The following is an 11,230-nucleotide window of genomic DNA, read 5'->3' on the forward strand; positions in this document are numbered from 1 at the left end:
GACGCACAGATTCGCGTCGCCAGTACCTGTTTTGTCATTCTTGGAAAGGGAAACCCTCTGACAACAGTACACGCCAAGGGAAGAGCATTTGTTGCTATCCCGAAGGGTCAAGACAGTGGCGTCGATGCCGCCGATCATGCCCTCGAAACCGTCCTCGCGAGCCTCGAGGACTCCAAGGCTGAAGATATCGTATCTCTCGACATTGCCGGAAAATCGGCGCTTGCGGACTACATGGTGGTGGTCTCCGGGCGATCGAGCAGGCATGTTTCGGCGATCTGCGAGCATCTTCTCAAGGATATGAAGGATGAAGGGTTTGGAAGCGCCCGCGTCGAAGGTCTCGAGACCGGAGATTGGGTGCTGATCGATACCGGCGATATCATCGTTCATGTGTTCCGTCCGGAAATCCGTGTCTTCTACAACATTGAAAAAATGTGGGCGACACCGGAAATGCCGGAAGACACGCTGCATTGATGCGGTGAGCCTTTGACGTTGCACATCGGGTCTTCCGAATATCCTGTTTGATTTCGGGGCGATGTGTTTGGCCGGAAAGCGAGCCGGCCGCATAGGAATCCGTAGGCTATGCTGTTAAGAGCGTGACCCTGTTGGGTCACGACGAATACAGGTTTGCGATGCGGATTTCGATTTTTGCGGTGGGACGGCTGAAATCCGGCCCGGAAAAGGATCTTGCGACCCGTTATATTGAGCGCCTCGCCAAGACTGGCCCGGCAATCGGGCTGGAGTTTTCGCGTGTGATCGAGGTCGCGGAAAGTCGGGCGTCGAATGCGGAGACGCGCAAGCGCGAAGAAGCGGCGATGCTGGAAAAACATCTGGCAGACGGCGCGGTGCTCGTGCTGCTGGACGAACGCGGCAAGGCGCTGGACAGCCCGGCCTTCGCTACGTTTTTTGGTGATCTGCGCGATAGCGGCAAGCGCGATCTCATCATCGCGATCGGCGGTGCCGACGGCCTTGATCCGGCCCTTTACGACAGGGCGGCGGCCGTTCTCAATCTCGGCAAGCTCACATGGCCACATCAGATCGTTCGCATTCTGATCGCCGAGCAACTCTACCGTGCCGTCACCATCCTCTCAGGCCATCCCTATCATCGCGTTTGAGCCGGGTTTTGATGCGGATAATCGTCTCAATTTTAACATGAAGCTCCGCGACACGGCCATATGCGAATGGCTTTGCCGGCGGCCTCTTTAAGGCCTCTTGGAAGATCACCGCAAAATCCCTAATATCGGCGATCCTGCTTCGGCATCAAAGAAAGTTCAAATGGACAAGAGGCCTCACCGAAAACGCCACGCTGCCCTTGCGGGCGCGGTTTTCGCTGCCCTTGTCATGGGGATTTTCCCCGTTGACCGCGCCTTTTCGCGCGATGACGCGGGTGCTGTACCAGCTGGTGAGAACGATTCGTCGCCGGAGGCACTTCAGACGCTGGAAAAGCGCCGTGACCAGAACCGGCAGGATCTGGAAGAGCTGGTCGACAGCATCGGTCTTTCGGAAGACAAGACCCGCAATCTCGAAGAAAGCATCGCTTCCCTTAATCAGGACAGCGCCCGTATCCGCGAAGAGCTGATCGCGTCGGCCGCGCGCCGCAAGGCGCTGGAAACCAAGATCAGCGACGGCGAGGATCGTCTGGCCAAGCTTTCGGTTCGCGAAGACGGCGTCAAGGCATCGTTGCGCGAAAGGCGCGGCGTTTTGGCGGAGGTTCTGGCCGCGCTGCAACGCATGGGCAGAAACCCGCCCCCGGCCCTTCTCGTTTCGCCGGAGGATGCGCTGGCTTCGGTACGTAGCGCCATTCTTCTCGGTGCCGTTGTTCCTGGCATTCGCGGTGAAACCGACAAGCTGGTTGCCGCTCTCAAAGAATTGACCGACGTCCGGCAGGCAATCGCTCGCGAAAAGGACGATCTTACGGGTATGATGACGGCAAGTCTGGAAGAGGATAAACGCCTCGACCTGCTGCTTGCGGAAAACGACCGCAGAAATTCCCAGACGGCGTCGGCGCTGGAGGCGGAACGCAAGCGATCCGAGGAGCTTGCAAGCAAGGCGACCAGCCTCGAAGGTCTCGTCGGTTCGCTTGAAGGCGAGATTTCCTCGGTGCGGGAAGCGATGGAAAAGGCGCGTGCGGAAGAGCAGCGCGTGGCCCGTCTTTCCGAAGCGGAACGTGAGAAAGAGCGTGCCGCAGCCGAGGCGGGAATGCCCGATAAAAACCGCATTGCGCCCGCATATCCGTTCGCGAGTTTGAAGGCAAAGCTGGACATGCCGGTGGCTGGAGATGTGTTGCGTCGTTTCGGTGATGCGGATGGTACGGGCCACTTTTCCAAGGGAATTGTCGTCGCGACCGGACCCGAAGCTATCGTTACGGCACCCGCAGACGGCTTTGTTGTATTTGCCGGAGATTTTCGCAGTTACGGCCGAATGATCATCCTCAATACGGGTGACGGATACCACGTAGTCATGACGGGCATGGACAATGTGAGGACACGACAGGGAATGTTTGTGTTCTCCGGAGAGCCTATCGCCTCCATGGGTGCAAAAAGAGTAGCGAGTGCAGCAGCATTGGCGCTGGAAACCGACAGGCCAACGCTCTACATTGAGTTCAGGAAAGATGGTGTGCCGGTTGATTCCCAACCTTGGTGGACCGCAAAAAATACCGGAAGGGCGCACAATGATCCGTAAGGTTTCGCTTCTCCTTATCGGTGGGCTTATGGGCGCCACGGCGATGAGTGTGATTTATTCGGCGAGCATGCCGGCACAGGCGGCCGGGCCTTCGACCTATAAGGAACTATCCATCTTTGGCGACGTGTTCGAGCGTGTGCGTGCACAATATGTGACGCCGCCGGATGACGAGAAGCTGGTGGAAAATGCCATCAACGGCATGCTCAGTTCGCTCGATCCCCATTCGAGCTTCATGAACGCCAAGGACGCCAACGACATGCGCACCCAGACCAAGGGTGAGTTCGGCGGTCTCGGCATCGAAGTGACCATGGAAAACGAGCTGGTCAAGGTCATCTCGCCGATGGACGACACGCCGGCTTCGCGCGCAGGCATTCTCGCCGGCGACTATATTTCGGAAATCGACGGTACGCCGGTTCGCGGTCTTAAACTGGAGCAGGCGGTCGAAAAGATGCGCGGCGCGGTCAAGACGCCGATCAAGCTGACGATCATCCGTCAGGGCGCCGACAAGCCGCTCGAATTCACCGTCATGCGTGATGTCATTGCCGTGCGCGCGGTCAAGTCCCGCGTCGAGGGCGATGTCGGTTATCTGCGCGTCATCTCCTTTACCGAGAAGACCTATGATGATCTCGAAAAGGCGATCAAGAAGATCAAGACGGATGTGCCGGCTGACAAGCTGAAGGGCTACGTGCTCGACCTGCGTCTTAACCCGGGTGGTCTGCTCGATCAGGCGATCAATGTCTCCGACGCCTTCCTTGAGCGTGGCGAAGTCGTTTCGACCCGTGGTCGCAACCCGGACGAGACCCGCCGCTTCAACGCGACGGCAGGCGATCTGACCGATGGCAAGCCGGTAATCGTGCTGATCAACGGTGGTTCGGCCTCGGCGTCTGAAATCGTTGCCGGTGCGCTGCAGGATCTGCGTCGCGCGACTGTTGTCGGCACGCGCTCCTTCGGTAAGGGTTCGGTCCAGACGATCATTCCGCTTGGCGAAGCCGGTGCGCTGCGTCTGACCACGGCGCTTTATTACACGCCGTCGGGCAAATCGATCCAGGGCACGGGCATTACGCCTGATATCAAGGTCGAACAGCCGTTGCCGCCGGAATTGCAGGGTCGCGTCACGACCGAGGGCGAATCCAGCCTGACTGGCCATATCAAGGGTCAGAGCGAAACCGACGAAGGTTCGGGTTCCTCCGCCTATGTTCCGCCGGAAGCCAAGGACGATATCCAGCTCAATTATGCGCTGGACCTGTTGCGCGGTACCAAGACGGATCCGTCGTTCCCGCCGAACCCGGATAAGGCTGTGGTCAACAAGCAGTAAGATAGATGCGCCGGTCAGCCGGCGCATTTTCTCGATTGCCTAACCGTTTGAACGGATCGTTCATTGCCTTCTGACCTGCGAAAACCGCTTCTGGGTCGTCAGAAAAAAGCGCCGGTATCAACCGGCGCTTTTCCGTCATTATGGTCGTGTCTGCGCTTGCCGTTCTGACGATTGGCGGGCTTTCCGTCTATACGGCCTTGTCGCCCGGCAATCTGCAGAAGACGGCGAGCGGGCCGGATATCCAGCCGGTGCTTCCCGAAAACACGCCGAAAACGGCAGAGGCCGATGTGGCGGCTACCGGCGACACGGCAGGCCTGAAGCCCGAAAGCGGCCGCTCTGGCGCCAATATCAACCGGGCGACGATGCCGGACGGCAATGTCGTGTCGGTCTATTCTCCCCGCCCCCGTGATAGCGATGGGCCGGTGCTGATGAGCGGCCAGACCTATGGTCAGGATCCGCGCATGGCAACGCGGCCCAATGATGCATTGCTGGAAGAGACCGCATTCGGCAGGTTGCCGGTTGTCGGTGCCGACGGTTTGCGGCCGATGGAGCAATATGCAAGGCCATGGTCCGGCGCGCGTGGCACGCGGATAGCGATCGTGGTCGGCGGCCTCGGCCTCAGCCAGACGGGTTCACAAAAGGCGATCCGGGACTTGCCGCCGGAGGTGACGCTCGGTTTTGCCGCAAGCGGCAACAGCCTGCAGCGCTGGATGCAGGAAGCGCGCCGTGAGGGGCATGAAATTCTCCTCCAGATACCGTTGGAGCCTTTCGGTTATCCCGGCACCAATCCCGGCCCGGACACGCTGCTGGCGGGCGATCCGGCGAAGGTCAATATCGACCGGCTGCATCGCTCCATGGCGAAAATTACCAATTATACCGGCATCATGAATTATCTCGGCGGGCGTTTCCTTTCCGAGCAGGCGGCGTTGGAACCGGTGATGCGCGATATCGGCAAGCGTGGGCTGCTTTTCCTGGATGATGCCTCCTCGGCGCAGTCGCTGAGCGGCGGGATTGCAAAGGCCATCTCCGCGCCGCAGGGCTTTGCCGATGTTCTGCTCGATGGCGAGGTTACCGAAGCCGCTATCCTGCGCAAGCTGGATGAATTGGAGCGGATCGCGCGCCGCAACGGTCAGGCGATCGGCGTGGCCTCGGCTTTTGACGAAAGCATCGGCGCAATCGCGAAGTGGTCGCGGGAGGCCGGTGGTCGCGGTATCGAGATTGTCGGTGTTTCTGCGCTTGTTTCGGAGCAGGCGGGGCAGTAAACCTTCTGCGCGGCCATTCCTTAGCGCCTTTTCGGCGCCCAGACAGTGCGGGTTTCCTATGACAATCAAAGCAGAAGATTTGCCTTACCGTCCCTGTGCGGGGATTATGGTTTTGAACGCCGAAGGCCTCGTCTGGGCCGGCAGGCGGATCAGGGAAGGCAACTCCGAATATGACGGTTCACCGCAATTGTGGCAGATGCCGCAGGGCGGAATTGATGATGGTGAACGGCCTTTGACGGCCGCCATTCGCGAACTCTACGAAGAAACGGGAATGAAGACGGTGACGTTGCTGGCGGAAGCGAGCGACTGGATTCATTATGATCTGCCGCCCGAACTGATCGGTATCGGCCTGAAGGGCAAATATCGCGGGCAGGCGCAACGCTGGTTTGCCTTCCGTTTCGACGGCGACGAAAGCGAAATCCAGATCGATCCTCCACCGACCGGGCATACGGCTGAATTCGACGCCTGGGGCTGGAAGCCGATGGAAAGCCTTCCGGAGCTGATCGTGCCCTTCAAGAGGGCTGTCTACGAGAAGGTGGTTACAGAATTCCGGCACCTCTCCGGAAAATAAAAAAGGCGGCCAGTGGCCGCCTTTTCTTTGATCACGTGCGAAAGCTTATTCCGCTTCGTTAGCGGAATCGGCGTTGAGCTGGCCGTATTTTTCTGCACCAATCTTGCCGAGCAGATCGAGCTGGGTTTCGAGGAAGTCGATATGACCTTCTTCGTCGATCAGCAGGGCTTCGAACAGCTTCATGGAGACGTAGTCTCCAGCTTCGGAACAGATATCACGCGATTTCTTGTAGGAGGTCCGGGCGTCGTATTCGCCAGCCAGATCCGCTTCAAGCACTTCCTTGACGTTCTGGCCGATGCGCAGCGGAGCCAGGGTCTGGAGGTTGGGATGGCCTTCCAGGAAGATAATACGATCGATGATCTTGTCGGCGTGCTGCATCTCTTCGATGGATTCCGCACGCTCCTTCTTTGCGAGCTTGGTGTAGCCCCAATCGTTCAGAAGCCGGTAGTGGAGCCAATACTGGTTTACTGCACCGAGTTCTAGAAAAAGGGCTTCGTTAAGCCGCTCGATGACTTTTTTGTCGCCTTTCAATGTCCGCTCTCCTGTTGTCTTCATGGAATCGCTTCAAGCGGGACATAAAATCAAAAACATCGGCCTCCGTCGAGTGGCGACGGGCGTGATATTCTTCCGTGGTCTGGATGATCAGGTCGACGACGGTTGGGAAACAGCCGCAGCAGCGACCGCGTTTCTCCATGGCGTGATACACTTTTGCGGGAACGATGAGCTGCCAACAGTCCTCGTCCAGGAGCTCGTTAATGACGTCCCGGATATCGTGGTCGGTAATGTAATTGCAGCTGCAAACCAGCATGATGGACTGCCTGTATGACGCAACACGTTGTTTTCGTTCTTAAACCAAAACAGGACACCAACTGTCAAGAAAAACCTCCGGCGACACGTCTGTCATTTTTCTAGACTCATTCTAAACTATACAAAAACTATCGTATTTTCATTGGTTTAGCGGTTGCATTATTGCGGTGTTTTGCGTTCAAGTTTTTGTGCGCGGCAATCTCACGGCAGCTAATATCACAAAAAGTTTACTGCTTGCCTCTAGTCGGAGAGGCAAGCGCGCCGATCTCAGGCGAAATATTGCCCACCATTGGCGGTCATAGTGGAGCCGGTGATGAAGCCGGCCTCGTCGGATACGAGAAACAGAACGCAGCGCGCGATTTCTTCCGGCTCGCCCAACCGACCGACGGGAATTTGCGGCACGATGCGCTCGGCCAGAACTTTTTCCGGTATGGCTCTCACCATCTCCGTGCCGATGTAGCCGGGGCAGATGGCGTTGACGGTGATGTTGCGGCTGGCGCCTTCCTGGGCGAGCGCCTTGGTGAAGCCGATATCGCCCGCCTTTGAGGCGGAATAGTTGGCCTGACCCGCCTGACCCTTCTGGCCGTTGATGGAGGAAATATTGACGATGCGGCCGAAGCCGCGGTCGCGCATGCCCGGCCAGACGGGATGCGTCATGTTGAACACGCCCGTGAGGTTGGTGTCGATTACTTCGCGCCATTGTTGCGGCGTCATCTTGTGAAACATCGCATCGCGGGTGATGCCGGCATTGTTGACGAGGACCTCGACCGGCCCGAAGGTTTCTTCCACCTGCGCGATGCCGTTTGCGCAGGCGTCGTAGTCGCGCACGTCCCATTGAAACGCGGGGATGCCGGTTTCCTTCTGGAAGGCCTCTGCCCTGTCCGTCGTGAAGGCATAGTTGACGGCCACCCGGTAGCCGGCGGCCTGCAAGGCGCGGGCGATTGCGGCGCCTATGCCGCTCGTCCCGCCGGAAATCAACGCAACCCGGCTCATATCGGCCTCCATTTCCTGAACTGCTTTTGCCGTGCTCAACGGCCACAGAAATGCGGCCAATGGGAGGCTGCTTCTACCCTATTGCCCGCTGAACCGGAATTGCTTTCTGGAGAGCCGTGCAGCGATTTTTCAGAGCGCCTCGATGCACATTGCGACACCCATGCCGCCGCCGATACAGAGCGTTGCAAGACCCTTTGATACGTTGCGGCGGCGCATCTCGAAAATCAGTGTATTCAGGACGCGTGCACCGGAAGCGCCGATCGGATGGCCGATGGCGATCGCACCGCCGTTGACGTTGACGATACCAGGATCAAGACCAAGTTCACGCACCACCGCGCAGGATTGCGCAGCGAAAGCTTCATTGGCCTCGACGAGGCCGATATCGCCGATCGACCAGCCTGCCTTGGCCAGCGCCTTGCGCGAAGCGGGGATGGGGCCGGTTCCCATGATCTGCGGATCGACGCCGGCCGTTGCCCAGGAGGCGATGCGGGCCAGCGGGTTGATACCGCGCTTTGCCGCTTCCTGCTCCGACATCAAAAGTGTGGCCGCCGCGCCGTCATTGAGGCCGGAGGCGTTGCCTGCCGTTACCGTGCCTTCCTTGTCGAAGGCGGGACGCAGCTTTGCCATGGTTTCCAGCGAGACGCCGGCACGGATATGTTCGTCCGCATCGATGATGATATCGGCCTTGCGGCCCTTTACTGTGAAAGGCACGATCTCGTCTGCAAAACGGCCGGCGCTTTGCGCGGCTTCGGCCTTGTTTTGCGATGCGACGGCGAACTGGTCCTGTTCATCGCGGGAAAGCTGCCATTGCCGGGCAATGTTTTCGGCGGTTATCCCCATGTGGTAGCCGTAAAAGGCGTCGGTCAGGCCGTCCTTCAGCATGGTGTCGATCATCTTGAAATCACCCATTTTCACGCCGCCGCGCAAATGGGCGCAGTGGGGCGCCATGGACATGGATTCCTGGCCGCCGGCAATGATTATCGCCGCGTCGCCGGTAACGATCTGCTGCATGCCAAGGGCAACGGCGCGCAGGCCCGAACCGCAGAGCTGATTGATGCCGAAGGCGGTTGCCTCCTGCGGAATACCGGCTTTCATCGCCGCCTGCCGCGCCGGGTTCTGCCCTTCGCCTGCCGTCAGCACCTGACCGAGGATGATTTCATCGATTTCCTCAGCCGCAACCCCAGCGCGTTCCAGCACGGCACTGATGACGGTTGCTCCAAGCTCGTGGGCGGGCGTATTGGCAAAGCCACCATTGAAGGAACCGACAGCAGTGCGCGCAGCGCTGGCAATCACGATTGAAGGCGTCATCTGTTTTCTCCTCACTTGCGGGCGGAGACTGGCAAAGCTTTCAATACAAGTCAAATGCCGAAAGTTGCTTTAAAAGATGTTGCTAAATCACGCCGGAATCTTGCGGAAAATTGCTGCGCAAAAAACAAACTGTTGCGATGCACAAAACATTTGTCACGGAGCTTGTTTTGCGCATACACTTCGCGCGGGAAGAGCAATAACACCAAAAAACAAGAAAATACCATCATCGCGAGGAGGCGGGCATGGCAAAACACGACGGCGAAACAATCATTAAAAAATATGCCAACCGGCGGCTCTACAATACCGGAACCAGCACCTATGTGACGCTGGACGATCTGGCGCAGATGGTCAAACGCGGTGAGGACTTCAAGGTTCAGGACGCCAAATCTTCCGAAGACATCACCCATGCGGTTCTGACGCAAATCATCGTCGAGCAGGAAGCCAAAACCGGCAATACGCTGCTGCCGACGGCGTTTTTGCGGCAATTGATCTCCTATTACGGCGATCAGATGCAGATGGTCGTGCCGACATTTCTCGAACATTCGATGAAAACCTTCTCCGATCAGCAGAGCCAGATGCAGGAGCATATGGCCAAGGCTTTCGGCGACGGTTCGCTTGCCCGCAATTTTCAGGCGCCGCTGCAGATGATGGAAGAGCAGATCCGTCGTAATACGGAACTGTTCCGGCAGGCAATGCAGGGTTTCACACCTTTTGCAATGCCGCAGGCGCCCAAGGAAAACCGCAAGCCGAATGCATCCGAAATCGATGAGTTGAAGGCACAGCTGCGCGCATTGCAGCAAAAACTTGATCAGCTCTGACGGAGGCCGGAGCATTTCGGGTGGGACCCCTCAATGCTCTCCTCGGCTCTTCAGTTTGCTGCCCGTTCCGGTACGCGCAGCAACAGCAGAAATCCCGACCCCAGAAACACAATGAGGGTGGCCATGCCGATATGGGCGGAGCCACTTATATAGGTTGCTATTGAAAACGACAGCGTCGCCATGAAGCTGGTGGCGCGTCCCGAGAGCGCGTAGATGCCGAAATAGCGTCCCGCCTCGGCAACAGTAATATTGCGCGCCAGATAGGAGCGCGACGAGGCCTGAACGGGACCGAAGGCCAGGCCAATCAATATGCCGTAGAGCAGATAGGCCTTTTCCGCACCAGTCGCGAAGATGCCGCCATTGTCTGCCGTCGATAATTGTATCCAGCCGAACAGGGTTGAGCCCTTTTCCGTCGAGACGATGCCAAGCGTGGCCACGAGCAAGAGAACCAGGCTTATGAGGATGGTGACGCGCGAGCCAAGTTTCTGGTCGACGCGTCCGGCAGCAAAGCAACCGGCGATGGCGACGACATTGAGCAGGATACCGAAGAGGCCGATTTCCATCGTTGCCCAACCGAACATCCCGGCGGCGAATACTCCGCCCAGAATAAGCACACCGTTGACGCCGTCCTGATAGAGCATACGGGCGATCAGGAATCGCAGCAGGACAGGTCGGTTTCGAAGCTCGCGCAGGGTTGTCTTCAGCTCGGAAAGCCCCGAGCGGATCGCTGCTCCGAAGGGCAGGCCCTTGTCGGCATCCGGGGTGAGAAGAAACATCGGCAGGATGAAGAGCAGATACCAGACAGCGGCGATCGGGCCGGTTATTCTGGCGTCCTCACCGCTTGCCGGATCGAGACCGAAAAGCGGCTTGATGCCGGCGATGGTCAGCCCGGTCTGCGGGTTTGCGGCCAGAAGCGCCACGACGGCAATCAGCACCACCATGCCGCCGAGATAACCGAGCCCCCAGGCAAGATTGGAAATGCGTCCGACATTCTGCGGATTGGTGAGTCGCGGCATCATGGAATCGTTGAAGACGATCGAAAATTCCGCCGCGATGGAGGCGAGGATCATGCAGACGATCGGCAGGATGAGCGGAGAGCCTGGTGCCGCAAACCAAAGGAAGAGGAGACTGACGATCTTGATGACGGCAAAAAACGCGATCCACGGTTTGCGCGCACCGGACTGGTCGGCGATGGAGCCAAGGATGGGCGAGAACAGGGCGATGATGATCGACGATACCGTCGCCATATTGCTCCATGTCGCCTGCGCGGAAATCGGGTCATCGGTGAGGCGGGCGACGAAATAAGGCCCGAAAATGAAGGTCGTAACGACTGTGAAAAAGGGCTGCGCCGCCCAGTCGAACATGATCCAGCCCCAGATGCCGCGTTTGGCAACCACTGTTTCCGCAGTCGGGGAGGGGACAGTCATTCATCGTCCTATCGGCAAGTCGGGGGAGAATAAAATGCGGGATGTCGGCG

Annotated in this window: 11 protein-coding genes and 1 pseudogene; 7 read left to right on the plus strand and 5 right to left on the minus strand. The window is 58.3% G+C overall.

The window, feature by feature from the left end; all coding sequences use genetic code 11:
- Window positions 1-26: 26 nt before the first annotated feature.
- From rsfS to RBH10_RS22965, 6 genes and pseudogenes are all read left to right on the plus strand, one after another.
- Window positions 27-471: pseudogene (gene rsfS / locus RBH10_RS22940) on the plus strand (ribosome silencing factor).
- Window positions 472-629: 158 nt separating this feature from the next.
- Window positions 630-1,112 (plus strand): 23S rRNA (pseudouridine(1915)-N(3))-methyltransferase RlmH, encoded by a 483-nt coding sequence (gene rlmH / locus RBH10_RS22945; protein WP_149900403.1) that lies wholly within the window; start codon window positions 630-632, stop codon window positions 1,110-1,112.
- Window positions 1,113-1,272: 160 nt separating this feature from the next.
- Window positions 1,273-2,679, plus strand: coding sequence for a murein hydrolase activator EnvC (locus RBH10_RS22950; protein WP_306180901.1), 1,407 nt, complete (start codon window positions 1,273-1,275; stop codon window positions 2,677-2,679).
- Window positions 2,669-3,994: a S41 family peptidase gene (locus RBH10_RS22955; RefSeq protein WP_045020346.1), complete on the plus strand. Its 1,326-nt coding sequence runs from the start codon at window positions 2,669-2,671 to the stop codon at window positions 3,992-3,994. The genes RBH10_RS22950 and RBH10_RS22955 overlap by 11 nt, the downstream gene beginning before the upstream one ends.
- 140 nt (window positions 3,995-4,134) lie before the next feature.
- On the plus strand, window positions 4,135-5,256 hold the full coding sequence (locus RBH10_RS22960; RefSeq protein WP_306180903.1) for a divergent polysaccharide deacetylase family protein: 1,122 nt from the start codon (window positions 4,135-4,137) through the stop codon (window positions 5,254-5,256).
- Window positions 5,257-5,314: 58 nt separating this feature from the next.
- Window positions 5,315-5,827 carry an RNA pyrophosphohydrolase gene (locus tag RBH10_RS22965; protein ID WP_052675439.1) on the plus strand — a complete coding sequence of 171 codons (513 nt, stop codon included), beginning with the start codon at window positions 5,315-5,317 and terminating at the stop codon, window positions 5,825-5,827.
- Window positions 5,828-5,872: 45 nt separating this feature from the next.
- Here the strand turns inward: RBH10_RS22965 and bfr are convergent, their stop codons facing one another.
- The 4 genes from bfr to RBH10_RS22985 all read right to left on the minus strand — a co-directional run bounded on the left by bfr (window position 5,873) and on the right by RBH10_RS22985 (window position 8,935).
- Window positions 5,873-6,358, minus strand: a complete 486-nt coding sequence (gene bfr, locus RBH10_RS22970) for a bacterioferritin (protein ID WP_045019385.1) — start codon at window positions 6,356-6,358, stop codon at window positions 5,873-5,875.
- The gene (locus RBH10_RS22975; protein WP_082065849.1) at window positions 6,324-6,635 is read right to left on the minus strand and encodes a bacterioferritin-associated ferredoxin; all 312 of its coding nucleotides are present in this window, start codon (window positions 6,633-6,635) and stop codon (window positions 6,324-6,326) included. The genes bfr and RBH10_RS22975 overlap by 35 nt, the downstream gene beginning before the upstream one ends.
- Window positions 6,636-6,901: 266 nt before the next feature.
- Window positions 6,902-7,627: an acetoacetyl-CoA reductase gene (gene phbB, locus RBH10_RS22980; protein WP_281038309.1), complete on the minus strand. Its 726-nt coding sequence runs from the start codon at window positions 7,625-7,627 to the stop codon at window positions 6,902-6,904.
- A 129-nt stretch (window positions 7,628-7,756) separates the two neighbouring features.
- Window positions 7,757-8,935, minus strand: coding sequence for an acetyl-CoA C-acetyltransferase (locus RBH10_RS22985; protein WP_281038308.1), 1,179 nt, complete (start codon window positions 8,933-8,935; stop codon window positions 7,757-7,759).
- Between the two features lie 242 nt (window positions 8,936-9,177).
- On the opposite strand from RBH10_RS22985, the gene phaR reads away from it, so the two are divergent.
- Window positions 9,178-9,753 (plus strand): polyhydroxyalkanoate synthesis repressor PhaR, encoded by a 576-nt coding sequence (phaR, locus tag RBH10_RS22990; protein ID WP_045019398.1) that lies wholly within the window; start codon window positions 9,178-9,180, stop codon window positions 9,751-9,753.
- A 50-nt stretch (window positions 9,754-9,803) separates the two neighbouring features.
- Here phaR and RBH10_RS22995 read toward each other — a convergent pair whose 3' ends face one another.
- Window positions 9,804-11,180, minus strand: a complete 1,377-nt coding sequence (locus RBH10_RS22995) for an MFS transporter (protein WP_281038307.1) — start codon at window positions 11,178-11,180, stop codon at window positions 9,804-9,806.
- Window positions 11,181-11,230: the final 50 nt, after the last annotated feature.

It is taken from the genome of Rhizobium sp. AN73 (assembly GCF_030757975.1).
GTDB classification, from domain to species: Bacteria; Pseudomonadota; Alphaproteobacteria; order Rhizobiales; family Rhizobiaceae; genus Agrobacterium; species Agrobacterium arsenijevicii.

What these genes read in the sequence shown, in the direction of transcription:
- phbB (WP_281038309.1), bottom strand. Translation starts at nt 7,627, where the DNA reads ATGAGCCGGGTTGCGTTGATTTCCGGCGGGACGAGCGGCATAGGCGCC.
- RBH10_RS22960 (WP_306180903.1), top strand. Translation starts at nt 4,135, where the DNA reads ATGGTCGTGTCTGCGCTTGCCGTTCTGACGATTGGCGGGCTTTCCGTC.
- RBH10_RS22985 (WP_281038308.1), bottom strand. Translation starts at nt 8,935, where the DNA reads ATGACGCCTTCAATCGTGATTGCCAGCGCTGCGCGCACTGCTGTCGGT.
- RBH10_RS22965 (WP_052675439.1), top strand. Translation starts at nt 5,315, where the DNA reads ATGACAATCAAAGCAGAAGATTTGCCTTACCGTCCCTGTGCGGGGATT.
- RBH10_RS22995 (WP_281038307.1), bottom strand. Translation starts at nt 11,180, where the DNA reads ATGACTGTCCCCTCCCCGACTGCGGAAACAGTGGTTGCCAAACGCGGC.
- RBH10_RS22950 (WP_306180901.1), top strand. Translation starts at nt 1,273, where the DNA reads ATGGACAAGAGGCCTCACCGAAAACGCCACGCTGCCCTTGCGGGCGCG.
- RBH10_RS22975 (WP_082065849.1), bottom strand. Translation starts at nt 6,635, where the DNA reads ATGCTGGTTTGCAGCTGCAATTACATTACCGACCACGATATCCGGGAC.
- rlmH (WP_149900403.1), top strand. Translation starts at nt 630, where the DNA reads ATGCGGATTTCGATTTTTGCGGTGGGACGGCTGAAATCCGGCCCGGAA.
- phaR (WP_045019398.1), top strand. Translation starts at nt 9,178, where the DNA reads ATGGCAAAACACGACGGCGAAACAATCATTAAAAAATATGCCAACCGG.
- RBH10_RS22955 (WP_045020346.1), top strand. Translation starts at nt 2,669, where the DNA reads ATGATCCGTAAGGTTTCGCTTCTCCTTATCGGTGGGCTTATGGGCGCC.